Source organism: Colwellia sp. MB3u-45 (assembly GCF_014077005.1).
Taxonomy (GTDB): domain Bacteria; phylum Pseudomonadota; class Gammaproteobacteria; order Enterobacterales; family Alteromonadaceae; genus Cognaticolwellia.
In genome coordinates this window covers 1-24,658 of the sequence record NZ_JACGVC010000038.1, presented here as the reverse complement: position 1 = coordinate 24,658, position 24,658 = coordinate 1, and the positions used below count along the sequence as shown (strand labels likewise).

Sequence of the window (24,658 nt, the reverse complement as noted above, 5' to 3'; positions counted from 1 at the left end):
ACTTTAGGAAATTTTTTTAGCCAGCCTTAGCGATTATATTAAGACATTATATTAGCCATTATAAATCAAAGCGATTTATCGGGTCTGTGAAAGCTTAATTAATCTAGGTCCATCGGTTAATTAATTAAGCAAAGATACCACCAAGCCAATAAATAATAAGGCGGATACTGATTGCCAAAATAATAAAGGATTGCGCGCTAGCAAAGGTTGTTTTTTGTATGCTTCAACAGCAGATGAACTGGGTTTACTTAAATCAGTAAAGAATTCTGAAAAGGCTTGATAGCGCAGTCTCGGATCAGCCGCTGTTGCTTTTTGTAAGCTGAGATCTAACCACAAGGGTAGTTCAGGTCGAAACTGTTTAATGCTGCGATATTGCATATCGCTATAAGCCTTAATGGTGACTTCAGCACGTTGCATGGGTTTGTAAGGCAGTTCGCCTGACAGCATTTCATAACAAATAACCCCCAGTGAAAATAGATCACTTTGATTATCTGCTTGCATGTGTAATAAGGTTTCAGGCGCAATATAATTTAAAGAGCCTTGCGGTACTTCTTCTTTGATGGTTTCTTGGTTTTCATCAAGTGAAGCGACAAATACGGTGCCGTAATCAATTAATTTAATCTGACCATATTCATCGATCATTATGTTGTCGGGTTTTAAGTCGCGATGTACAAGATCTAAACGTTGAAACGATCGTAATGCGCTGATCACTTGTTTCATTACATCACGAACTTGTGCAATGTTAGGTTTAGGATTGTCATGTAACCACTCACTTAAAGTTTGCCCTTTAATATATTCACAGACATGGTACAAAAAAGGACTGTCTTGATTACCTTGTATCACCCGCATAACGTTAGCGTGCTTAATGCGTTCACCAACCCAAGCTTCACGCATAAAGCCTTGCAAATAAAGCGCGTCGTCTGAAAAATTAGCTGATGGTGCTTTTAACACATAAGGTTTATCTGTTTTAATATCGATGACTAAATACAAATGTGAGCGAATGCTGGCGTGGATCACTTTTTTAACCAGGTAGCCATCAAGTTTCTGGCCAACCTTTAATGCTGGTGGGATGGTTTTTGAGCTCAAGTCACGTTCAATTTCCGCCAGTTTACGATTGGGTACGGCGTCAATATAGACCAGTAAACAAGTGACATTGTCATCACTACCACGCTCAAGTGCGGTTGCAACAATTTTTGTTGCCAGCGCTTCTAAGTCTGACTTTTCTGGTGCTAACGGCAATGAATCAAACAGGGTTTTAAAAACAGCTTTGGACATATAATCATGAATGCCATCGCAACTTAGCATGTATAAATCACGCGGCTGTAAATCTATTTGGTGTACATCAACCTCTAAACGATTATCGCCACCTAATGCGCGTGTTAATAAATCCTGTTGGCCAATTTGCTTGCGATTATGATCACGGGTAATAACTTCTAATTGTTGATGACGATATTTTGTTATGCGGGTATCGCCAACATGAAAGATATAACCTGTGGTTGATTTAGCAATAAGGGCTGAAAAAGTGGTTAGCCACTGTGGAGCGTTTGGATCGGCTAAATCATCAATAAAGCCACTTTGTGAATACAACCAGTTATTTAAGCTAGTTAATACCTTAGCCGCAGACTTTTCTGTTGACCATGTTTGCGGGGTTGCAAGATACTCTGTAATAAATTGAGTCACGGCAAGTTGTGAGGCATCAGCGGCTTTACTGGCGCTTGATACCCCATCAGCAATGGCAGCAACCGCGCCTTTAGCGCGTAATTCAAGTTTTTTAGGCACAATGGCCGCGAAAGCATCTTGGTTTTCCGCTTTCAAACCTTTAGCAGAAAAACCGCCGAAGCACAGCTGTAAATCAGCCACCGTACTTTGGCGAGTTTTTTTTTCACTGTTCATGTTTTGTTAGTGACCAACTTTAATTAATTCTACCGTGCCATCTGCACGTACTTCGGTAATAGTACCCTTAGGCTCTTGCATAAAGAATAAGGTAACAAAGCCGACCACAGCAGTCGCTGCTATCACCAAAAAGAAGGTTGAATAATCAACCATGGTTAATACCGTTAAATAAACCACTGCACCCACGTTACCATAAGCGCCGGTCATACCAGCAATTTGTCCGGTTAAACGACGTTTAATTAAAGGCACGGCAGCAAATACAGCACCTTCACCTGCTTGCACGAAGAATGAACAAGCCATCGCGGTTGCTACGGCTAAGGCTAAAGGCCATTCACTGGTAATTTCCGACATGCCTAAATAACCCAGTGCTAGACCAGCGGTTAAAATTAATAAGGTTTTTTTACGACCAAATCGGTCTGATAACCAACCGCCACCAGGGCGAGACATTAAGTTCATAAAGGCATAAGTAGAGGCTAACATGGCTGCGTAAACCATACTTAATTCGAAGGTTTCAGCGAAAAATAACGGTAACATAGAGACAACCGCTAATTCTGAACCAAAAGTAGCAAAGTATAGAATGTTTAATACGGCCACTTGTTTGAACTTATAACGGTGAATTTCTTCAACGGGCTTTGAAAATAAATGGCCGTTAACTTTAATGGTTTGTTTTACTTCAAAGGCAAATAAAACCACTAAACTAATGTAGGCAATAAGTGCACTTTGTGCTGACAATAAACTTACACCAGCAGGAGATAATTTCCATGTCAGTAGGGCTAAAGCACCGTACATAGGAATTTTCATTAATAATAATAAGAAGAAGTCACCGGTTGAGGTTACTTCCATCGCACCTGTGTGTTTAGGTTTAAAGTAGGTTGAACCTTTAGGCGTGTCAGTGACGTTTTGATACCAGATAAAACTGAAAATTAAGCTTAATGCACCGGTAAAGGCAACCGCGTATCTCCAACCGTCTTCACCACCAAATGCCAAGGCAAGTGTCGGTAGTGACATGGCTGCAGCCGCTGAACCAAAGTTACCCCAGCCACCATAAATACCTTCAGCCGTGCCAAGCTCATTAGCTGGGAACCATTCAGACACCATACGAATACCGATAACAAAACCGGCACCAATAAAACCTAATAAAAAGCGAGATAAAGCCGCTTGCTCAAAGGTACTTGAAAAAGCAAACATAAAACAAGGAAGGCTACATACCGCAAGTAATACGGCAAAGGTTAAGCGAGGGCCATATTTGTCGGTAAGCATGCCAATGACAACGCGCGCTGGAATGGTTAAGGCTACGTTTAATAGCATTAAGGTTTTTATTTCAGCTTTCGTTAAACCTAATGAGTCTGCAATTACCGATACTAAGGGGGCAAAGTTAAACCAAACAGCAAACGTAATGAAAAACGCTATCCAACTCATATGTAAGGCTTTCATCTTACCTTTGAAAGAAAAAATATTGAGACTACCTTGACCACTCATACCGCAACTCCTAAAAATTAACATTTGTGTTTATATTAATGAAAGACGCCATTGCCCGGTTAATCATAAAATGGTTTGGTTATTAACTCAGCTGGCGGGCTTACACAATACGAAGAACATTCTTCAACTGTAAATGTAATAGCAAATGTAATGCCATCAATGATATTTTAATTATCCTGTTGTTTTTGTTGGCTTTAATTTATTTTTTGTAGAGGAGGGGGTCTATGATTTAGGTTTGCATGCACAACACAATAGCTATGACGCACAGATAGGGTGCACAACAAAAGTATAAATAATCACTGTAATTGTCAGGCGAACTTAATTTAGGCGAGTCTTATCAATACCAATATCAATACCACACAAAGACCAATACAAAGACCAATACAAAGAACTATGTCATTCAGTTAATAGCCAAAAAATAACCATAGATAACTTATAAGGAAGCTATGGCGTGATAAATGAAAAACATTACAGCTATTTAATCTATATAAAGTTATCTGCTAGCTTTTATAAAAAAGTAACTGATACAAAGGCTCTATTTTTTAGTATGTAATAGGCAAGTTGACCGATGAGGTCACTTATAATGATCTGATTTACTAATCCTTACCTTATTTTGGTCTTTTTATCTCTACACATCCAGTAAACATTTTAAAAACATATCGTAAACATCTTATATACATAATCTGTGATTTTCATTGTATATTCTGAGAAATGTAGGGCATTTTCAGCTATTAGGCAGCGATCATGAAGAAAGTTGTATTTAATAAAATCAATATAAATTATGATAAGAGTTATCTTTAGATGAATAATAAAAGGCAGGAGAATGATAAAAAAAAATTCGGCTACACTTGATAGTTTAGGCTTTCAATCCTATCCGAAAAAAGAACTTAATAATTTATTTTTAGCGTTCAGAAACACTGAGCCTGATGTTTTTGTCATCACAGATATGACTAAACTTACTGAAGATCCTGGTGTGACATTTAGGATACAGTTACCAGAAAAAAATAAAGTGCTTTTCAAAAAAAGTATATTATCTAAAACCCAATCATTTTCAGCAATTAAAGCCTGTTTTGATGGCTGTTATCACAATGGTGACGGCGAAATGGTGGCGTATTTTAAACTCAATAAAATACTTTCTATTTCAGAAAGTGAGAACAATGCACTACTAAAAAATCCTAAATTTAATTACCAAAGAATAATAGTTCCTGCTTACATTAGATTGGAAGACGGCAAGGTTTATTTATTAATTGATAGCGATTATGACTTTGAAGCATTAGATGCTGATAAAGATTTTGGTTGTTTTTCAAGGGTAAGAAAACCAAGTTGGAGTAACTTTTAAGTCTTATTACCCTTAATTTTTATAAAAGGGAGTGTGATCTTGATGCCCAGTCATGAACATACATCAAATAAGAATAAACGCCATACCATAAAGAAATTGCTTAGTTCATCCTAACTCGATCTGTTTTTTGAAGCCTGTTTGAGCGCTAACTTTATTACCCATTAGAGCGTTTTTCAGACGACTGAGTTGCTAGTGTTGCGTTAAATTTACTTGCTTTAGGTAGCATTGAAAGCTAAATCAGCCTTAGCCAATTTTTCAACTGTTCAGGTTTAATCTGACTATCTGCTAACGTATTGCTTGAGTAATAAAAGTACTAACAGCGTCATTAGTAATCGGGTTTCTAAATGCAGGCGTAATAAAGTGAGGTGCGATGAGCAGCTCTTTATCAATTAAACGTGTTATCAAGGGTAAAAACTCTAGTGAGGTTTTACCTGCCAGTAGATGCGTAAAATTCTTCTCATGCTGGTAAGCATTCAATATTAAGCTAAAGCCTTTTAAGTAAAGGTGGTCTTTGGTATAGCCACCACCTCGATAAACCCGAGCAGTGATGGTATAGGCTTGATCGTCAGTAACCTGATAGGTTTCTTTAAGAATTAAAAAAGTGGTACGAAAATCTTTATCTTTAATCATAGATTTAACAGCGATAACACGTAACGCTAAAGTTTTAAGGCGCTGTAAGGTTAGATTGCCAGAAAGATACTCGCTCAGAATCGCTAAACCTTCTTGAGTCATGGTATTCAAAGGACAGCCTAATGACAATATCCGCAAGGGCTGCTTATTGGCATTTAAAGAGGTTGCTAGATGCACGCCTAATTCATGATGAGCTAAAGCCCGAGCGTCAGTTTCATATAATTTTGCATTGCTATTAATTCGAACGTTTGTACCTGAGACTAATGCATTGGCGACCATAGTTTCATCAAGTTTCATATCCCAAGTATAATTTTCTTCATCAACCATTTTCGCTAAAATATCGACAATACCCTGCGCATCAATAATATTATCGGCTGTGTCTTTAGGGTTAACCGGTAAGTGCAAAATAAATTGCGCATTATGAATATCTTTTTCACTAGGCTCGCCATAATATCTTAATGAGTCATACAAAAAGCTATTACTGCCAATAGACTTATATTGATCTATTTTATCGACATAAGAATCAACCACGGCCAAATAGAGTGTATAAAGGTCTTCATCTTGAATGTTTTCTAAGGGTAAGTTGTACAGTTTTCGCTTTAAGGCAAACGGGTCAATATCTGAAGTTTTATAATGATATGAAGGCTCAGTAGAAAAATTTTTACTAAAAAAAGTTTCTTTTTCTTGCAGATAATTAAGCGGTTTAACAGCACTTAGAATATCAATTGTACTAACTAAAGCATGAAGTTGTGAATCTATAGTTTTTATTAACGGTTGAATATTGTGTTTCATACCTGATGTCTCATCTAGCAATAAATTATGCTTTACGTGCAGAGTAGGGGGAGAATTAAGGATAGATACTGATGAATGTAGTCAAGCCATAAAAAAGTTAACATGCAATCAATGGATATTTTAACGCCTAAATCAAGTGGGCTTCACCGATCTTACCGTAAGATATACTGTCATTGAACAATGTCAGGTGATGAAATACCCTAGCGAGGCGCTTTTTTATCTTGATGTTATCGCTGCAAGTTTACTCTCAACTTCACTCTTCAATTTCACTCTTCAATTTCATAGTCATCATCATCAAAAACATCACGTAACTTTTTATGCACTTTTTTACTTGCTTGCTTCTGATGGCCAGATGCATTTGTTCTGTCTCTAAAATGTTTTGAATTAGCAAATTGACTTTGATGAGATAAATCAAACTCAGTTAATTCGTTATTCAATGTGTTTTTATTACTCGATGCTGAAGTTGAGTAATTATTCATGGTGTTCTCTTTTGTGGTTAATAAATACTATTGTTGGAATACTCGCTATTTTTATTAATAATTGATAGTTAAATATTTTTGTCAGTCTGATTACATAATTTTGTTAACCTACATAAACTTCATTAATTATTGATTTATATAGAAGTTATTATTCCTCCTCTTGCAGAAAATACTGACATTGGTTCAAAGTTATCAAATAGAATCGGCATATATTGGCAATCATTATGATCTTGAAACTTTTCATCTGGATCAGGATCATCTAGATAAAAGTACTGCTTATCATAACCACTGATCACCACCGAATGAGGGTTTTTTCTATCTAATCGATATGTGCTAATAAGTACTCATGATATTTAACCGTTCGTTGTTACTGATTGCAGAAGAATATTGGTAGACAGAGTTTGATTGGCGTATCGGTGTTGTAAATGGCAAAGCAATATTTACTTGTCGTTATTATAGGGTTAATAACCATTGGCAAATATATCAGCATAATAAAAATAAAGTCGCTTCAGGCCGTGTTGAAACCTTACCTACTGCAAATATGTATTAGCTCAAACTATCACTATCACTATCACTATCACTATCACTTTGGCTTTATAGGTTTTTATCAAGACTGACAGCTGTAAAGCTAGCAAAGCGGTCGTGCATCATAAAACGGCTAATGCTAACTTTGTGTGCATTCCTGACATTCCAGCTAAAAATTTTGCGATATATTATAATAAACACTAAATAAATATACTTAACCACATGAATTTAATGTATTTTATTTTTTGTGTTCAGGGTGTATTACTGAGAGGTGTTAGTAACACGCCCTAATATACATGTTAGTTAGCATTACTAGTTTCTAATATTTTGAAAGTATGGGATATTAATGTAAATTAAATGTTAATTTTGGTGCGTGTGTTACTGATACGTATACATAATAGGTTGTTAGCTTACTAAAGGAAGTCCAATGCTTCGAGTTATAGTTTTAACCTTATCTGTTCTTTTCTCTTGTGCTGTAATAGCTGATACGGATATTGATAATCAAAAAGTAAAAAGAGCAGTGCTCGATTATATAGAGTCACAACACAAAGTCGAACCGGATTTAATGAAAAGAGGCCTAGATAAAAAGTTAGCTAAAAGAACTTACTGGAAGGCTAAAGATGGTACAGAGTTTATCATGGAGACCGATTTTGAAACGATGGTTTGGGTGGCTGAAAACTACAACAAAGATGGTAATAAATTTCCATCACCTCCCAAAATTGATATCAATATACTTGATATTGATAACCGAGTTGCATCGGTAAAATTAACAGCTGATGATTGGATTGATTACATGCACTTATATAAAAATGAAAATAACGAGTGGAAAATAATTAACGTTTTGTGGCAATACCACGATACGAAAAAGCATTCGAGTAAACCGTAAGCTAATAATGAGGAAGGAGGGGCAAGTTGAGCAATGTAAACAAGGAAATCAAACGGAAAAGCTAGCACTTCGTGGGAGTCATTATGTCTATATTTTTCTAGAGTGCGGAGTTCACATCCATACTTTTATGTAATATACGCACTATAAATATTTGGCTTTTTTTATACTCTTTGTAATAAATTACATGGCTAGCTTGTGGGTATTTGCTGTAACCCGCCCTAATGTAATCGCAATTGAGTCCTAGTTCTGGCTCATGAGCTAACAGCTGAAATGTACTATCTAATATTTTTAGGTAGTCGTTCCGTTGAGGTATGCCCCAAGTTAATTGGGAATATTTAGCTATTTTAATTAAATCTGATTTGGCTTTCGAAGATAGCAAAAAATCATTCATTAATGGTTATCTTTATCTAGCTCAGTCAACAAACTTTCAAAGCTGTAATCGGCAATACCGCTTTGTTCGCCTTGAATTAGCATATTGCGTAAGTTTAAAAGTTTAGTTTCTTGATCTTCTAATGCTCTTAATCCTGCTCTAACAATTTCACTTGCTGAGCCATAACGACCAGTTTTCAGTTGTTGGTTTATAAACTGATCAAAATGATCGCCCAATGTCACGCTTGTATTTTTAGCCATGATATAAAATCCGATAAATACCAATATATAATATATTATGGTATAAAAAATATTACAAGTCACTCAAAAGGACAAATAACAGTTGGTTTTTGCTCCATCGTCGCTTATTTTAACCAACCATTATTTGCCTCTTAATAATCTATTATCTCAGCTTATGTTTAGTCGTCCAAATATGGGCTAACTCTAGAGCTATTGTTGCCGCGGCTAATGCGGTAACTTCACTGTTATCATAGGCAGGTGCTACTTCAACCACATCCATACCAACCAGGTTAATACCCACTAAAGCGCGCAAAATTCTTAATACTTTATCTGTAGTTAAACCGCCACATACGGGTGTACCTGTACCTGGGGCAAAGGCGGGATCTAAGCAGTCAATATCAAAGGTTAGGTAAACAGGGGTATTGCCCACCCTAGCTTTAATTAATGCGGTGATCTCCTCTACACTCATATCATTGGCCTGCATGGCATTAATCACAGAAAAACCATGGTCTTTCTCTTGGTAATTAGTGCGAATACCCACTTGAATAGATTTAGCTTTATCTATCAGTTTTTCTTTCGGCGCATGATAAAACATAGTGCCGTGATCATAACAGCTGCCATTGTTATAGGTATCGGTATGGGCATCAAAATGAATCAGTGCCATAGTGCCAAATTTTTTCGCATAAGCGCGTAGTATGGGCAAAGTAACAAAGTGATCTCCTCCTAACGATAAAACCGTTTTACCCGAGTCAAGTAACTGGCCTATAGCGGTTTCAACTTGCGCACAGAAGTGCGCAGAGTCTCCAGGAGAGAACACCAAGTCGCCAGCATCCACTATGTTACAGTGTTTTAATAAGCGAAAAGACCAAGGAAATCGCTGACCTTCCCAAGCCAAATTAACCGACGCTTGTCTAATGGCAGTAGGGCCCATTCGAGCGCCTGAACGCCCAGTGGTGGCCATGTCATATGGTAAGCCTAAAACCACAATATCCGCAGCTGACTCCACTGGATTTTGCACTAAAGGCTGACGTAAAAATGTCATTGCATTTGAATAAATAGACTCATCTACTTGATTGAAAATATTTTTCATTACACTTACTCTCTACAAATCTTCAAGATAGGTATAACCCTTTAAGCCGGCTTCTAATTCATTAAAAATTTGTTCACCTTCAGTTTTTGATAATCTTGCATCGATAAGCTCAGAATAAGTTCGTTTAAATAATTCTGGGTCTAAATGTACATAACGCAACATATCTTCAACCGTATCACCTTCATTAATTTCAGTGATTTCTGCTGCACCGTCGTCATTAATGAACACAACAGCACTGTGTGTGTCACCAAATAGATTATGCATATCACCTAAAATTTCTTGATAAGCACCGACTAAGAAGAAACCCAGCAAATAAGGTTCATCTTCTGTCCATGCAGGTACAGGTAATGTGCTTTCAATGCCTTGGCCGTCAACATAATGGTCAATAGCGCCATCTGAATCACAAGTAATGTCTAATAACACCGCTCTTTTTTCATGTGATTTTTCTAAATTATTTAACGGTAAAACAGGAAAAACCTGATCTATGCCCCACGCATCGGGTAATGATTGAAATAAAGAAAAGTTAACAAAAAATTTATCTGCAAGCTTTTCAGTTAAGCCATCAATTATCGGGCGATGGAAACGGTTTTTAGTATCCATTAATTTATTTAATTCATAACAAACACGCAAGTTAATTTGTTCTGCCCAAGCTCGCTGGGTTAAGTTTAATAATCCCATAGAAAATTGGCTGTGTACTTCAGCTAAATCACTTTGCGTGTCGTGATAAATTTCAATAAGAGCGCGATCATCATTACGGTCATTTAATTGCTTTAACGAACGCCACATATTATTTAACAAGACAGACTCGTCAAGCATGGGCGCTTTTATCTCTTCTGGTTCATAAGATTCTGCGCCAATAACATTAGAAATTAATACCGCATGATGCGCGGTTAATGCTCTGCCTGATTCTGAAATAATCATCGGCATGGGTTGCTGATAACTCTTACAAATATCGCCAATAGTATGGACAATATTATTAGCATATTCCGCAACACTATAGTTCATTGAGTTATGTGATTGGCTGCGTGTACCATCATAGTCAATGGCCAAACCACCACCCACATCCATACATAAAAGCCCGGCACCAAGATGGCGAAGCTCACAATAAAAACGCGCCGCTTCACTAACACCTAATCTAACATCTCTTATATTGGCTATTTGCGAGCCTAAGTGAAAGTGCACCAGTTTTAACGCATCAAGCATGTTTTCTGCTTTAAGTATTTTAACCACGTTAAGAACTTGTGAAGCTGACAAACCAAACTTTGATTTTTCACCGCCACTGGCTTGCCATTTACCTTTACCTTGAGACGCTAAGCGAACGCGTATGCCTAATCTAGGTTCTACATTCAGTTTTTTCGCTTCAGCTAAAATCATCTCCAGTTCAGACATTTTCTCTAAAACAATATGAACTTGATGGCCTAACTTTTCGCCGATTAATGCCAAACGCACATACTCTCGGTCTTTGTAACCATTACAAACAATAACCGAAGAAACTTTTTGAGCCATGGCCAAAACAGCCAACAATTCTGCTTTACTACCTGCTTCAAGTCCTAATTGTGTGAATTCTTTGTTATTTTGGCTAGCCAAAATCTCATCAACAACTTCACGCTGTTGATTAACTTTAATAGGATAAACTAATAAATATTTTTGCTGATAATCATAGTCTTCTATTGCTTTATTAAAGGCTTCACACAAGCTGTGAATACGATGATGGATTATTTGTGGAAATCGCACTAAAGCAGGTAGCGTTAAGCCCTTACTTTCAATCATCTTAGCAATAGTACTTAATTCTACCGTATGGTCTTGATGGTCAACTTTAGGTGCAACATATACATTTCCCGCATCATTTATACCGAAATAGCCCTGACTCCAATGACGTACGTTATAGTGTGCACGTGCGTGATCAAGATTATCTTTATTCATTCGTTTTCCTTTAGCCATTTTATTTAATAATAAAATGATAATTCATCATAAGTAATTGGCGCGAATTAGAGTTTATGAGCAGTTTAATGTCCAACAAAAAAAATCGTTACAAATGTAAAATATTATTGATTAGTGATTGTGAACTAGGTTTTCAAGGCTATTCGAAGCGTTAGCGCTATAAAGTTAAGCTATTATTTAGTCGATTTAAACCCAGTTTTTTAGTATGCGTAGCCAATAGTCTAGCGATATTAAGTGTAGCTTCTAATATTTTGTTGCCTATAATTTAATCAAAATGATCTTATCCTATTAACCATACGTAACCTTAATGTAACAAACGCGTAGTCAAACCAGTAATCACTAAATAGGAAATATCATGTTAAATAAATTTATTGCAGTATTATCACTTATGGTTGCCAGCTTAGCTTTTATGCCTGCCGCTTTTGCAGGTCATCATAATGAAGGTGATCACGGTATGAAAAAAGACATTGTCGATGTGGCCGCTGAAAATGGTTCTTTCAACACCCTGGTTGCAGCAATTAAAGCGGCGGGGTTAGTTGACACGCTTAAAGGTGAAGGGCCTTTTACAGTATTTGCACCAACAGATGAAGCTTTTGCAAAGTTACCTGAAGGTACCGTTGAAATGCTGCTAGAACCAGAAAACAAAGATAAACTTGCTTCAATTTTAACCTATCACGTAGTTTCTGGAAAAGTGATGTCAACAGATGTTGTGAAAATAGACAGTGCAACTAGTGTTCAAGGTGAAATGTTGATGGTTGAAGTTGTTGATGGAAATGTAATGATAAACAACGCAAAAGTTATCATGGCAGATGTAAAAGCAAGTAATGGCGTGATACACGTTATTGACACAGTACTAATGCCTAAGTAAGCATAACCCTGCAGGGTATCAGTTAACTTTTATATCTTAATACTCTGCGACCTTACATAATTTTTAGCTATGATCACTTTAACTTTTTAAGGTGATCATAATACAAAACCTTGAGAACAATCGCTGACAGAGCTTAAAAATCAATATTACACTAAACATTCACTAACCAGTGACTTATCAGTTAAAGCCCGATGTTTTGAGTCGGCTTTTTAATCGCCCTTTTTTATAAACACAACCTGTGATTGAGCAATAACTGACCCCCTTGGTATCAGAGTATTAAAGCGCTAGGGTGCCTTGTATTCGTGCGTTGATATAGTCATGTCTGTGTTACTCTGCCCTACTGTGTTGCAAAGTTTAATGTAAGCAAATACCTAAGTTCACAAGTTATTGATAACTAAGGTTAGTCTTTTAGTGGTACATACTTTGCTCTGTTCTAATATGTTTTAATAAATAATGGTATTCGAGACAAAATAATGAAAAGTATTGAAGTGAATTTTGATGGCTTAGTTGGCCCTACGCACAATTATGCTGGTTTATCTGAGGGCAATGTAGCTTCTTTATCGAATGCTACTGAGAGTTCAAATCCTAAAAGTGCCGCATTACAGGGTTTGAAAAAGATGAAAGCCTTGCATGATATGGGACTACATCAAGGCGTATTTGCCCCGCAAGAACGCCCTGATATTTATACCTTAAAAAGATTAGGTTTTCAGGGCACAGACGCCCAAATATTGGCAGCAGCATACAAGGCATCACCCACGCTTCTCGCTGCTTGTTGCTCAGCATCAAGCATGTGGACGGCGAATGCGGCAACCGTATCTCCTTCAGCAGATACCTTGGATCAAAAATTACATTTTACCGCCGCTAATTTAGCCAATAAATTTCATCGCTCGTTAGAGCCCGAAACAACCAGTAATATCCTCAAAGCCATGTTCGTTGATGATAAGTACTTTCAGCATCACCAACACCTAAATGACAATGAACATTTTGGTGATGAAGGCGCCGCTAATCATACGCGTTTATGCCAGGGCTATGGTGAACAAGGCGTCGAGATATTTACCTATGGCCGTTCAGCCTTTAATCGTAACAAACCGGCACCTACAAAATTTCCTGCACGGCAAACGTTAGAAGCTAGTCAGGCAATAGCCAGATTACATGGCTTGTCGGCTGAGAATACCGTTTTTGTGCAGCAAAATCCTGAGGTAATCGATCAGGGCGTATTTCATAATGATGTAATTGCAGTAGGTAATCAAAATGTTTTTCTTTACCACGAGCAAGCCTACCTCAATGCCGCGTTATTTAAAGAAGAGCTTATGGGTAAATTTGGCGGTGACAAGCTGCATTTCTTGGAAGTTTCGACAGAACAAGTTTCGATTAAAGATGCGGTAAATAGCTATCTTTTTAATACGCAAATAGTGACCTTAAAAGATAATTCAATGGCTATTATTGCGCCAACACATTGCCGTGATAATGCCAGTGTTTATGATTATTTACAGTCTTTAACTACCGGTGATAATCCGGTTAACCATGTTGAGTTTTTTGACGTTAATGAAAGTATGAAAAATGGCGGAGGCCCAGCATGTTTACGGTTGAGAGTTGCCATGACAGAGCAAGAACTAGGTGCGGTTAACCCTGATTGTTTGTTAACTAATGCCTTGTATACGAAGCTAGTTGCTTGGGTCAATACTCATTATCGCGATAAATTGCTGATAGATGATTTAAGAGACCCACAATTGCTTATTGAGTCACGAACAGCATTAGACGAGCTTTCTCAGATATTATCGCTAGGATCAGTTTATCGTTTTCAGCAATAAATAATGCCTGACAAAGTAAAGGTGAGAAAGCTAGAAGGGCTATTCACTTAGCCCGACTAACCACTAAATGTTGTGGTTCTTTTCTTTTGTCATTTAGGCCTTGTTGGTGCGCTAAGCGGAAGTTAGCCCAAAATTTTTTGCCATATATTTTCTAATGAATCACTTTTGTCATATTACTGAGAAGTCTCCATAATAGGCGTTGAACTAAACCGCTTCGCGGAGAACTTACCCCCTCCGATCATCTTCTATCCTACAGCTCATTACACCTGTTAAAGGGGAACTGTTGTTGGCTAAAATGTGAAACGGAATAGTCAACAGCATATCTACGGTATAGCTGAAGAAGTAAGGGTCACAGCCACTAATACGAATAAAAAGGATTTCCTATTAGCGCCCTTTAAATCAATATCCACCAAAACTGCTCTAAGTTTTAATTTAGGGAATAAGTTCCGAAACCTTTCTAGCAAACTCATATGTGTTAGTCCCTAAGGCTCTAACATTCGTAATCAATTGAGCTTGCGATAAATTTTGTTTTTGAGCATTTTTTAACTCATCAATCACGTCATTCAATTGGGTTGTATTTCCACCTAATTCAGCAAGAAGTTCATTATCAAAGCCTTCTAAATCTCTTAACTCATCACTATAATGCTCAGATAAGTCTTCATCTAAGCGATTTAAAAAATTCTCCTTTTTCTGTCTCATTCTATTTCGATCAAATGTAGGTAAATTCATCTGAAAATTCCTTATCAAATTATGTTTGAACACTTATTACACTATGTAATTACTTAAATATTTTCTCACTAAAACTCTTCAATTTTTCATCAAGCTCATCAAACTGGTAGTTTTTATCACTAACATCCTTTCCAAAGTCTTCCAGCTTATCGGATATATCAGCGAGGGAACCTCCTAGGTTTTGTCTTAAGTCAGGGTCTATATCTAACTTCATCAATACTTCTTCTTGAGAATTATGTACTTCTACAACGCTTAAAAGTAACCCACTTATAGAAGCATTTTTTCTTATAATATTTTGATAGTTTGCTTGTAATGCTTCTTGGAGTGAATGCCTTTTTGCTTGGGTTCCGACTAATAAACTAGTTCGCTTATCTTCAATTTGCTCATATATCGTAGTGTGAAATACTTCCATAGCTCCTAGAGCTGCAGCTTGAGCATCATCAACTTCTTTTTTAGTAAGTCCATCTGTATTTAAATAAGCCGTTTGAATCCAAAATAAAGCTGAATCTCCTTGTGAATTTTTATCTTTTGCATCCTTAAGATCTTTTTGTATAGATTTAGAGATAACAGCAGGTGTGTATATATCATCAATAAACTTATTTCTTTTTCTCTCTAATTCATCAAAATAGGCATCGACAAAGCGAGTGTGTGCTATATACATCGACTGTATATCTTTTCCGATAGATTGAGATAGCGTTACGCTAGATTCAGGGACTTGAGCACAGCTTGAAAGGAATAAGAGAAAACAAAGCCCCTTTAGTTGTCTGCTAATCATTACATACATCCTTGTTACTAATTGTTTAGTAATTTGAGTAAAGCAGTTAGCCTAGACATACGCAAGTTTAATGAATTATTGAGTTGAAAATGACATTTTTTGGGGGCATTAAGACGCTTTGATCCTGTAACGAATTTTCTGTAAGAACCTTTTCATTTAATATGCCAATAAGAATACAAGGATGTTATTTAAATATATTGTATTACTAATGGATTGAATAATTGCGTTAGTTAATATTGTTTTTGCGTCTATCACGTCTGTTTATAGATCATCTGTGAAGGTATAGATTTGATCACTTTTATGGCCACATTGAGCCTGCAGGCGACATCGAACGTCTAATTTCAATAGGTTTTCTTCAACTGGCGAGTTAGCCACTATTGCAGACGCTTTACTATCTTTTACTAATTTTTTTAGTAAAAGATAGTAATAGGCTATATTGAAGCATGCACCTTCGAGGTCATGAGTACGTGCAAAAATTGCACATACTCAGAGTCTACATTACTTTATTTAATCTAACCGGACCGTCGTAACAAATCACCATTGCCGCTAGTCAGTTTTGAATTATTAATGATCACTTTGTGCGCAATGTTGACGTAAAAATCTGAAAAGGTTAATGTCTTTTTAGAGCGATAACCGGACGTTCAGCCCCAGTTATTCTAACCATTGAATATCCATTTGTGATCTAAAAGATACTCAGTCACCTGAATACAATAAATGACGAAGTCGTCGAAATATTGCCCCCACAAAGTAGAGCACCGCCTCAGATAAGTCTGTTTGAATAAAAGCAATATTCAGAGCTGGTTTGCACAGCAGGGGGGAAGCACTTGTTCTAAATTCTGAATTATGTGAAAACAGTTGATTAATACACGATAGTTTGCCAACTTACAGTCCCTCAAAGATTTAAAAGAGAGGCGTGCGCCGTTTGCACACGTCTGATGCGACGACTTGTTTAAACTCATATTTGGATTACAAGAGTCTAAATCAGTTTGAGTGGGACATAGTAGAGTTAAGAAAAGCTGCTTAACTGGTGTGTCTGGAAAACCTTGACCACGTCATAGGCATAAGCAAATGAGGTGAAGTCCTGTGTAGGAAGTTCACCACTAAATTACGATTGAATTATTAAATTCTAACTAGTAGCGGATGGCAAAGGTAAGCTATACCCGACCGGGCTTTGGGATTGGTGGAGCTGAGATTGTCGTAACCGGGATTGGGTCAATTGGAGCTCACCTGCCAGTTTGTTCTAAACATCTTTGGAGAATGCCCTGTGCGGAGCCGTATGGAGAGTATTGTGGGGCCGGAGATTAGACACCTTCGGCTACCCGATTAGAAGTGTGTTGCACACAACCTTTTGGTTTTTGCTCGTGTGCGCCTTCACAGTGCACTTGATCTATAGTGTGTGGAAATTACGTTTCTTTTGTACGATAAGATAATTACTGACCAGCATAATCAGCAAACCCAACAAGAGTAAGTAGTCAGAGCTTGGTTCTGGAATTGGAATATTTACGTTATTTACCTTAACCCATTCAAAATCACCCCTGTCTATGAATCTTGTCTCCTTAAATATTCGTTCGCCGTTTATAATTTCGAATACATTCTCAGTATAAGTAATCTTTCCAAGAGTAGTATCAAGCGACAACACAAGAATACTACTAAGGTAATCCTCATCAGAAATATGCCACCAGTTTTCTCTAGTTAGCTCTATACTCTCGAGAGAACCACGTATGTTAACTTCAAAAGAAGTAATGAGACTTAAATCAGCTTGATTATAATTAATTATTGTTGCATTTGCTGTTTGGCATGCTGCAAAAATATAAAACAGTAAATGAACTATAGTTCTCTTCATATCATTACCCTCATTTATAACGCTTTTTTAGCAGACGCGCGTGTTTTACTAAACTAGTTACTTGATAAGTGGTTATTAAAGCTAAGGAAATTAAGGACTAATGAGGATAAACTCTCCATACACTAAATCCCTGCATTTACCAGTTTAAAGATAGTCCATTTACTAATTTTGTCTAATTTTCAGGTGAAAAATTTAAACTTAAATTAATGACGTGGCAAATCCAAATCAATGCGTTCAAGAGGCGTTGATTTGGATTTATCGCTAAATTTCCATAGGTCATTATCCTAAAAATCTGCTAGTTCACTAGACGCATTTAGCAGGTGTACAGTAACCACTTTTAGATAATCATTACACAGTCGCATCAAAAACTTCAATGACTGCAAATGGCACAAAGCAGTCTAAATAGGGCTGCTTTTTTGTATCTGATTTAGGTCAGCAGTGTGGCATAAGTGATCGAAGAGGTTAAATCTAGTAAACACAACATTTAGTGGTCGGTTGGGCTAAGTGGATAGCCCTTAATGCCAGCCGCTTTTTTTCGGATATATTGTCGGGTTTATGAGTCGACTATCGAATGAACTTGATGTTGCATTCTTTGGCTAGTGATAATTTTAAATTTTTCACTAGCGCAGGCTAAATCTGTGAACCTTGAAATAAATGCCATCATTTTTTAGGTTTATACATGATGTTTTAAATTAATGTATCACTTTGTCTAGATAGCTAAATATTGGCATAAGGTCGTTTTTTAACGCTACTTGTATTTATGTAATATCTGCTTAGGAATATGACAATAATCATCGGGAAAGCGAGTTAATCTTTCTTGGTGTTCTTCATCGCTTTTCACATAATTGAGCAGCGGCAAAACTTCAACCACCATCCTATCGCCATCGTCGTGGCGGGCAATATACTCGATAGCCGTTTTGAGGTGACTAGTGTGTTGACTGTATATGCCTGTGCGGTATTTTTTACCAATATCTTCGCCTTGCTTATTGACGCTGTAAGGGTCAATAATTTCAAAAAAGTAACCTATTAACTCATCAAGATTAACAGCGCTTGGGTAGAAGGTTACTTTCACACACTCTGCATAGCCATCATAACTAGTGTTGGTGCAATCGGTTAAGCCATTAGCTCGACCTGCTTCTGTGGTAAAAATGCCAGGTAAGTGCTTCATAAATTCTTGCACACCCCAAAGGCAACCGCCGGCGAAATAAATAATTTCTTGCGTCCTGGTAGCCTGCTTATTATGTTGTTGTGTTTTTATCAATTGCTAGCCTTTATAAGAGGTGAATTAAGTTTTATGCGTTATGTTATTGATTATGGCAATAGCGAGTAACTGTTATTACTTTGTTCTTACTGCGCTGTTTTTTCTAGGTGTGTTTGTTATATATCCAGTTGTAAACCGTTGTCAGTTGAGCATGGTTACCATGTGTAATATTTTACCCGCTAAGATATAATACTGATTCACGTAACGATTACTACCTTTCAAATAAACCTCAACTTTATCTTACGATATTTTCGTTTGGTTGTTCCCATATGTTTATCCTATTGTTAGCACAAAGATGAGCAATAGCTCTTTCTGCTACTGGGTTATATAGTTGGGTGAGTTAGGGAATACATAAAATCGTTTTTACTTAAAGATCAAGCAGTGTAAATAGAGAAGATTAACATGATTCGAGTTGTACCAATTGCTTTGCCCGTTTTATTATTTAGCCTATCAAGCTTTTCATCGGCAGCCGAGGATACTCATGATGTAAGTAATGATTTAACTCATGATGTAAGTAAGGATGTAAGTAAAAAAGTCAGTAATAATATTGAGCGAATTACGATTGAGGCTTCAACCACGGCTAATACTAAACCTGTGGGCACCTTTGGTTCGCCAGTTTCAAACCTAGAATATGATCCGCGCGTTGACCTACAGTCGCGCAATATGGCAGAAGCTCAAGCCGATGTAACTATTCGTGGTGGTATTTTCGAAAATACTGGCTTTAGGGTGGGTAGCGCGACCTTACTTGATCCGCAAACCGGACATTACTTTGCTGAAATTCCTATTGCTCAGGAAATGTTATCTAACGCTAATATACTGACCGGTGCAGACAATGCTCTACTCGGTGTTAACAGCTCGGTAGGCACAGTTTCTCGCGACTGGACAGCCATAAAAACCGCAGGTAGTGCTTCAATTGGCGCAGGTAACAATAACTTTAATCTACAACGCGTACACAGTGGCGTTAGTATGGCATTGGCTGATTATACCGATTGGACTATCGGTGTTGAAGCTGAATATTCTCGCTCTGAAAGTGACGGTACAATAGAGAATGGCGACCATGACTTTCAACGTGCTTCTGGTCGTATTCAGTTAGTTGGGCCATCATCACAAACTGATCTGTTTTTTGGCTCTCAAGAAAAGTTTTTTGGCTGGCCAAATATGTACACGCCATTTAATGTTAATGAAACTGAAGACATTAAAACGCGATTATTAATACTCAATCATCAACAGCAGTATGCACAAGACAGCAGCTTTGAAATTTCCACGTATTTTCGTCGTAACAATGACCATTATGTTTTTTCGCGTGAAAACCCTGATGTATTTCAAGCCTTTCATGAAACTGAGGTTAAATCGATAGCAGTTTCTGGTCGCCATGCACAAACAGCATCATTTGCCCTGAATTACTCAAGTCAGTTTATAGCAGACAAGATTGAATCAACTACGCTTGAAAATAACTTTACCTCACGCCATTATTACAAACTCAGTGTTTTGCCTGAATATCGAATGGATCTACAAGAGGATCAACAGTTAACTGTTCGTCTTGGTGCTGCTTTTGACGACACTAACCGCGACGACTCACAAGTATCACTAATTGGTGATATAACGTGGAATATCATCAATGCTGATGACAGCTCACAAACACTTTATTTCTCTTATGCAGAAGCGAGTCAAGTGGCAGGTTATACTGCTATAGGGGGCAGTAATAAAGGTGGATTATTTAGAAGTAACTATGATCTTGAGCGAGAAACCACTAAAAACATTGAATTAGGCTTGGCATTAGATCGAGAAACTTGGCGTCTTGATGCGGCTATTTTTTATCGACAAGATGATGATTTAACCGATTGGACTTATAGCTTGAGTTCAACCTCTGCGCGTTCTGCAAATCCGGTCGATATCGATACGCTAGGTTTAGAGTTATTGGCGGTAAAGCGTTTTGAGCATGCAGAAATTATCACTAGCTATACCTTCTTTGACAAGTCTGAAAATTATGGTGCTGCGGATATCGATGCTAGCTTTTATGCCTTGAACTACCCAGATCACCGCGTAACCTTAGGGCTTATTTGGCACCCAACCGACATTGTTGAAGTCCGTGTTGATAACGAGTGGCGCAAACAAGAAGAAAATATCCTTAGAAACGGTGATGACGACGCTTTATTTACCCACCTTACGGTAAAGATTTCTCCTACGCAGTTTGACGGTTTAGATATTGTGCTTGCAGCAGATAATCTTTGGGATGAATCTTTTGAAGAAGTACCAGGTACGCCTGGACGCGGAGAGCAATACACGCTTAGTGCTACCTACCACTGGTAACATGGTTAAAAGCATTTGCATCGACCCCAGCTTATTGGCTGGGGTCGAATTATTATTCAGTAGCATTTGAAATAGTTAACTATTTCAAATGCTACTGAATAAACTAACCTTAATTATTAGAGACCTTGAATGATTTATCTCGTGATACCTACGCTAATTTGGGCTTTTTCTTTTGGTCTTATAGGCAACACGCTCAAAGGTCTAGACCCACTTCAAATAGCCGATACCCGACTATTATTTGCGCTGATTGCTTTTCTGCCCTTTATAAAACTGGCGAACACCAACCGGCAGGAAAAATGGCAACTGATACTGCTTGGCGCATTGCAATACGGTGTCATGTATACCTGTTATCTTTCCGCTTTTCGTTATATACCATCTCATTTAGTGGCGCTATTTAGCGTGTTTACGCCACTTTATATCGTTATTATCAACGATCTTCGACAGCGTTTTTTTACGCCTTGGTATTTAGTGGCGACACTACTGTCTGTTTTTGGCGCTGCGGTTATAAAAATGGACGATATAGACTCAAGCGAAATTTGGTTAGGGTTTTGCCTGATGCAAATAGCCAATATGGCTTTTGCTTTTGGCCAAGTTTATTATCGCGATTGGAAACAAGACAGACCAAATATTAGTGATAGCTCTGTATTTGGTTTTTTATACCTAGGTGCGGCGATTTTTACTAGCATAGCGACACTGTTAATTTCTTCGCAGCCTCCTATTCCTTTAGACGCAACACCAACGCAGTGGTTGGTTTTAGTTTATATGGGCTTCATTGCCTCAGGGCTTGGTTTCTTCTTTTGGAATAAAGGCGCAACCCAAACCAGTGTCGGGGTATTAGCCACGTTTAACAATGCGGTTGTGCCACTGGCTATGTTTGCCTCCTTATTTATTTTTGGTGAAGCTAAGGGCGGATCACCAGAAGAACTGCTCAGGCTTGCTATAGGATCACTGTTAATTGTGGCAGCACTCTTGATCGCAAAACGAAAATAAACTCTAAACTCTAAACTCTAGGTACTAGGTATTTGTGGGATATTTATAGCTAAGCTGCTTGAATATCCCTGCATCCTTCTATTATTGGGGGGTAAGTGATATGAGTCGTGCGAAAATAAGCATGAAATTAAGCCAACACTCACTGATAAAAACAGCTAGGTTGTTAACGCAAATTTAGGGTCAGTGTCAGAGTAAACTTTCAAATATCGCCCATCTAGGCGTCAGACCAAATTCGGCTATTTTGTCGAAAACTTTGCCCACAAAATAGTCGCTATATTTCAAATCAGCACCTGAAGCGTTAGATTCGATTTCAGGTGCTTTGAACCGACAGATTTTCCAGTGGTTAATGTATGCTATCGATAACCTACTGACCAACTAAGCTTTGTCATGCTCGGTAATGCTATACAAATCATGACGTCTATCTCGCATGGTATGTACAGAGCCATGATTATGTAACTGCTTTAATAAATCTAAATTTACGTCGACGATAACGGTCATTTCTGAATTGGGTGTTGCTTCTGCTTTAATCCCTGTAGTGGGGAAAGCAAAGTCAGACGGCGTAAAGACGGCAGATTGCGCATATTGAATATCCATATTATTCACTTTTGGCAAATTACCTACTGCGCCAGCAATGGCGACATAGCACTCATTTTCAATCGCTCTTGCCATCGCACAGTGACGTACTCGTGTGTAACCATTTTGGGTGTCGGTTAAGAAGGGCACAAACAAAATATTCATCCCTTGATCGGCCAGTATTCTCGAGTACTCTGGAAATTCGACATCATAACAAATCATGATACCAATTTTGCCACAGTCAGTATCAAACACCTTGAGATTTTTACCACCCACCATAGACCAGCTACGCACTTCTGCTGGCGTTAAATGAATTTTATCATAACGCTCCCATGAACCATCACGACGACACAAAAAACCCGAGTTATAAAGATTGCCATCAACAAAAAACGGCATACTACCGGTAATAATATTAATATTGTAACTAATGGCAAATTCGATAAATTTATCGCGAATTTGTTCAGTATATTCCGCTAACCGGCGAATACTTTCAGTTAAACGTAAGTGATTAAATTCGGCCATCAATGGGGCATTAAACAATTCAGGAAACAAGACAAAGTCACTTTTGTAATCTGAGACGGCATCGACATAAAATTCCATTTGTTCAAATAAATCATCAATGCTTTTCATTGAACGCATTTGCCATTGCACTAAACCTAAACGCACTTCTGAGCGTGGGGCATTGATCAGTTTTACCGATTTAGTATAAAAAATATTTGGCCATTCCAGTAACGTGGCATATTCCATTGATTCCTTATCACCCGATAAGTAACCGGTCAGTAACTTGCGGACATAAAAATCATTGGCAAGCTGAAAACTTAATACCGGATCATATAATTCTTTAATTTTAACTTTTTCAATGTACTGCTTTGCACTCATTTTGTCAGCATGCTGTGCATAGTTAGGCATACGTCCACCCGCTACAATAGCGCGCAAATTCAAGTTTTCGCAAAGTTCTTTACGCGCATCGTACAAACGTCTAGCCAAACGTAAACCACGATAATTAGGATGGATAAAAACCTCAATACCATACAAAGAATCACCTTTGGGATCATGATTATCAAATGTCATGTCGCTCGTGATTTCAGCATAAGTATGTTCATCACCAAAATCAGCATATTCGATGATTAATGAAAAGGCACAGCCGACTACAACGCCATCAACCACCACACAGATTTGCCCATCTGGAAATTTAGTTAATAAAGCTTTTACCGTAGATTCATTCCACGTGGCTAATTCTTTATTAAGGTAAACTGATTCACTCGCCTGTCGAAGCTCTGTCATATCTTGTAAAGTTAAATGACGGACGGTAACGCTATTTGCTTCCATTTATATTCCTAATCGATATTGGTCATAATCATTCCTTTCTCTCATCGTAGAGTGCAAAAAGACGATTGTTGTGATTTTTATACCAAAAAATCAACTTATACAAGCATATTATAAAAAATATAGCACAGCGAAACATCAGCCCAGATAGCACTTAGGAACTTATCAGAGAAACTTATCAGGGCAACCATAATAACTTGTGCCTATTTCCCGCAATAAACTCAACTAAAATTCAACGGCTTGGCAAGTAGGGTGGAAAACCTCTAGCTAGGATCACTTTATTAATAAAGGGTTATTTTAATAAATCAGCAAGACACCAACTAGCAGGTTCTTACTGCTAAATTTAAATGACAACCTTAGTCAGGGGACATGCTAAAAGATGTGTATTATACCATTTTGATTAAATTTGTGATCTAATTGGTTTCATTTTTCATACATTGATATCAGTCGTTATGATCACACTTGAATCCATTGATTTTAAATCTCTTATAGCAAAAGAAACTAATGGG

At 37.6% G+C, this 24,658-nt stretch carries 20 protein-coding genes; 6 read left to right on the top strand and 14 right to left on the bottom strand.

What is annotated here, in order from left to right:
• Positions 1 to 120 precede the first annotated feature (120 nt).
• On the bottom strand, positions 121 to 1,893 hold the full coding sequence (locus H4J41_RS02690) for a bifunctional protein-serine/threonine kinase/phosphatase (protein ID WP_182134989.1): 1,773 nt from the start codon (positions 1,891 to 1,893) through the stop codon (positions 121 to 123).
• Between the two features lie 6 nt (positions 1,894 to 1,899).
• Positions 1,900 to 3,372: a NarK family nitrate/nitrite MFS transporter gene (locus tag H4J41_RS02685; protein ID WP_182134991.1), complete on the bottom strand. Its 1,473-nt coding sequence runs from the start codon at positions 3,370 to 3,372 to the stop codon at positions 1,900 to 1,902.
• 823 nt (positions 3,373 to 4,195) lie between these two features.
• On the opposite strand from H4J41_RS02685, the gene H4J41_RS02680 reads away from it, so the two are divergent.
• Positions 4,196 to 4,711 carry a hypothetical protein gene (locus H4J41_RS02680; protein WP_182134993.1) on the top strand — a complete coding sequence of 172 codons (516 nt, stop codon included), beginning with the start codon at positions 4,196 to 4,198 and terminating at the stop codon, positions 4,709 to 4,711.
• Between the two features lie 285 nt (positions 4,712 to 4,996).
• Here H4J41_RS02680 and H4J41_RS02675 read toward each other — a convergent pair whose 3' ends face one another.
• The 3 genes from H4J41_RS02675 to H4J41_RS17790 form a co-directional block, all read right to left on the bottom strand.
• Positions 4,997 to 6,133, bottom strand: a complete 1,137-nt coding sequence (locus H4J41_RS02675) for a flavohemoglobin expression-modulating QEGLA motif protein (RefSeq protein WP_182134995.1) — start codon at positions 6,131 to 6,133, stop codon at positions 4,997 to 4,999.
• A gap of 266 nt (positions 6,134 to 6,399) precedes the next feature.
• Entirely contained in the window at positions 6,400 to 6,612 is a 213-nt protein-coding gene (locus tag H4J41_RS02670) for a hypothetical protein (RefSeq protein WP_182134997.1), read from the bottom strand.
• 134 nt (positions 6,613 to 6,746) lie between these two features.
• On the bottom strand, positions 6,747 to 6,950 hold the full coding sequence (locus tag H4J41_RS17790) for a peptidase C39 family protein (RefSeq protein ID WP_182135043.1): 204 nt from the start codon (positions 6,948 to 6,950) through the stop codon (positions 6,747 to 6,749).
• Positions 6,951 to 7,564: 614 nt separating this feature from the next.
• On the opposite strand from H4J41_RS17790, the gene H4J41_RS02660 reads away from it, so the two are divergent.
• The gene (locus tag H4J41_RS02660) at positions 7,565 to 8,023 is read left to right on the top strand and encodes a nuclear transport factor 2 family protein (RefSeq protein WP_182134999.1); all 459 of its coding nucleotides are present in this window, start codon (positions 7,565 to 7,567) and stop codon (positions 8,021 to 8,023) included.
• A gap of 97 nt (positions 8,024 to 8,120) precedes the next feature.
• On the opposite strand, the gene H4J41_RS02655 is transcribed toward H4J41_RS02660, so the two are convergent.
• The 4 genes from H4J41_RS02655 to speA form a co-directional block, all read right to left on the bottom strand.
• Entirely contained in the window at positions 8,121 to 8,414 is a 294-nt protein-coding gene (locus H4J41_RS02655; RefSeq protein WP_182135001.1) for a type II toxin-antitoxin system RelE/ParE family toxin, read from the bottom strand.
• Complete coding sequence (locus H4J41_RS02650) at positions 8,414 to 8,653, bottom strand: type II toxin-antitoxin system ParD family antitoxin (protein ID WP_182135003.1); 240 nt, start codon at positions 8,651 to 8,653, stop codon at positions 8,414 to 8,416. Before H4J41_RS02650 ends, H4J41_RS02655 begins: the two co-directional genes overlap by 1 nt.
• Before the next feature lie 142 nt (positions 8,654 to 8,795).
• A complete protein-coding gene (gene speB, locus H4J41_RS02645) occupies positions 8,796 to 9,722 on the bottom strand; it encodes an agmatinase (RefSeq protein ID WP_182135005.1) in 927 nt (308 codons plus the stop codon).
• Between the two features lie 12 nt (positions 9,723 to 9,734).
• Positions 9,735 to 11,645, bottom strand: a complete 1,911-nt coding sequence (speA, locus tag H4J41_RS02640) for a biosynthetic arginine decarboxylase (protein WP_182135007.1) — start codon at positions 11,643 to 11,645, stop codon at positions 9,735 to 9,737.
• Positions 11,646 to 12,018: 373 nt separating this feature from the next.
• Here speA and H4J41_RS02635 point away from each other — a divergent pair, with 373 nt between their 5' ends.
• Complete coding sequence (locus H4J41_RS02635; protein WP_182135009.1) at positions 12,019 to 12,531, top strand: fasciclin domain-containing protein; 513 nt, start codon at positions 12,019 to 12,021, stop codon at positions 12,529 to 12,531.
• 473 nt (positions 12,532 to 13,004) lie between these two features.
• Positions 13,005 to 14,342 carry an N-succinylarginine dihydrolase gene (gene astB, locus H4J41_RS02630; protein ID WP_182135011.1) on the top strand — a complete coding sequence of 446 codons (1,338 nt, stop codon included), beginning with the start codon at positions 13,005 to 13,007 and terminating at the stop codon, positions 14,340 to 14,342.
• A 432-nt stretch (positions 14,343 to 14,774) separates the two neighbouring features.
• Here the strand turns inward: astB and H4J41_RS02625 are convergent, their stop codons facing one another.
• From H4J41_RS02625 to H4J41_RS02610, 4 genes are all read right to left on the bottom strand, one after another.
• Positions 14,775 to 15,071, bottom strand: coding sequence for a hypothetical protein (locus H4J41_RS02625; protein WP_182135013.1), 297 nt, complete (start codon positions 15,069 to 15,071; stop codon positions 14,775 to 14,777).
• A 49-nt stretch (positions 15,072 to 15,120) separates the two neighbouring features.
• Positions 15,121 to 15,846, bottom strand: coding sequence for a hypothetical protein (locus H4J41_RS02620; RefSeq protein WP_182135015.1), 726 nt, complete (start codon positions 15,844 to 15,846; stop codon positions 15,121 to 15,123).
• Positions 15,847 to 17,233: 1,387 nt separating this feature from the next.
• The gene (locus H4J41_RS02615) at positions 17,234 to 17,689 is read right to left on the bottom strand and encodes a hypothetical protein (RefSeq protein ID WP_182135017.1); all 456 of its coding nucleotides are present in this window, start codon (positions 17,687 to 17,689) and stop codon (positions 17,234 to 17,236) included.
• A 748-nt stretch (positions 17,690 to 18,437) separates the two neighbouring features.
• A complete protein-coding gene (locus tag H4J41_RS02610) occupies positions 18,438 to 18,947 on the bottom strand; it encodes a peptide-methionine (S)-S-oxide reductase (RefSeq protein WP_182135045.1) in 510 nt (169 codons plus the stop codon).
• A gap of 405 nt (positions 18,948 to 19,352) precedes the next feature.
• Here H4J41_RS02610 and H4J41_RS02605 point away from each other — a divergent pair, with 405 nt between their 5' ends.
• The gene (locus tag H4J41_RS02605) at positions 19,353 to 21,260 is read left to right on the top strand and encodes a TonB-dependent siderophore receptor (RefSeq protein WP_182135019.1); all 1,908 of its coding nucleotides are present in this window, start codon (positions 19,353 to 19,355) and stop codon (positions 21,258 to 21,260) included.
• Between the two features lie 129 nt (positions 21,261 to 21,389).
• Positions 21,390 to 22,250, top strand: a complete 861-nt coding sequence (locus H4J41_RS02600; RefSeq protein ID WP_182135021.1) for an EamA family transporter — start codon at positions 21,390 to 21,392, stop codon at positions 22,248 to 22,250.
• 375 nt (positions 22,251 to 22,625) lie between these two features.
• Here the strand turns inward: H4J41_RS02600 and H4J41_RS02595 are convergent, their stop codons facing one another.
• Positions 22,626 to 24,152 carry a carbon-nitrogen hydrolase family protein gene (locus H4J41_RS02595; protein WP_182135023.1) on the bottom strand — a complete coding sequence of 509 codons (1,527 nt, stop codon included), beginning with the start codon at positions 24,150 to 24,152 and terminating at the stop codon, positions 22,626 to 22,628.
• Between the last annotated feature and the right edge of the window lie 506 nt (positions 24,153 to 24,658).

Excerpts from the sequence above, each read along its gene's own strand:
- H4J41_RS02690 (WP_182134989.1), bottom strand. The coding sequence starts at position 1,893 with ATGAACAGTGAAAAAAAAACTCGCCAAAGTACGGTGGCTGATTTACAG.
- H4J41_RS02685 (WP_182134991.1), bottom strand. The coding sequence starts at position 3,372 with ATGAGTGGTCAAGGTAGTCTCAATATTTTTTCTTTCAAAGGTAAGATG.
- H4J41_RS02680 (WP_182134993.1), top strand. The coding sequence starts at position 4,196 with ATGATAAAAAAAAATTCGGCTACACTTGATAGTTTAGGCTTTCAATCC.
- H4J41_RS02675 (WP_182134995.1), bottom strand. The coding sequence starts at position 6,133 with ATGAAACACAATATTCAACCGTTAATAAAAACTATAGATTCACAACTT.
- H4J41_RS02670 (WP_182134997.1), bottom strand. The coding sequence starts at position 6,612 with ATGAATAATTACTCAACTTCAGCATCGAGTAATAAAAACACATTGAAT.
- H4J41_RS02660 (WP_182134999.1), top strand. The coding sequence starts at position 7,565 with ATGCTTCGAGTTATAGTTTTAACCTTATCTGTTCTTTTCTCTTGTGCT.
- H4J41_RS02655 (WP_182135001.1), bottom strand. The coding sequence starts at position 8,414 with ATGAATGATTTTTTGCTATCTTCGAAAGCCAAATCAGATTTAATTAAA.
- H4J41_RS02650 (WP_182135003.1), bottom strand. The coding sequence starts at position 8,653 with ATGGCTAAAAATACAAGCGTGACATTGGGCGATCATTTTGATCAGTTT.
- speB (WP_182135005.1), bottom strand. The coding sequence starts at position 9,722 with ATGAAAAATATTTTCAATCAAGTAGATGAGTCTATTTATTCAAATGCA.
- speA (WP_182135007.1), bottom strand. The coding sequence starts at position 11,645 with ATGAATAAAGATAATCTTGATCACGCACGTGCACACTATAACGTACGT.
- H4J41_RS02635 (WP_182135009.1), top strand. The coding sequence starts at position 12,019 with ATGTTAAATAAATTTATTGCAGTATTATCACTTATGGTTGCCAGCTTA.
- astB (WP_182135011.1), top strand. The coding sequence starts at position 13,005 with ATGAAAAGTATTGAAGTGAATTTTGATGGCTTAGTTGGCCCTACGCAC.
- H4J41_RS02625 (WP_182135013.1), bottom strand. The coding sequence starts at position 15,071 with ATGAATTTACCTACATTTGATCGAAATAGAATGAGACAGAAAAAGGAG.
- H4J41_RS02620 (WP_182135015.1), bottom strand. The coding sequence starts at position 15,846 with ATGATTAGCAGACAACTAAAGGGGCTTTGTTTTCTCTTATTCCTTTCA.
- H4J41_RS02615 (WP_182135017.1), bottom strand. The coding sequence starts at position 17,689 with ATGAAGAGAACTATAGTTCATTTACTGTTTTATATTTTTGCAGCATGC.
- H4J41_RS02605 (WP_182135019.1), top strand. The coding sequence starts at position 19,353 with ATGATTCGAGTTGTACCAATTGCTTTGCCCGTTTTATTATTTAGCCTA.
- H4J41_RS02600 (WP_182135021.1), top strand. The coding sequence starts at position 21,390 with ATGATTTATCTCGTGATACCTACGCTAATTTGGGCTTTTTCTTTTGGT.
- H4J41_RS02595 (WP_182135023.1), bottom strand. The coding sequence starts at position 24,152 with ATGGAAGCAAATAGCGTTACCGTCCGTCATTTAACTTTACAAGATATG.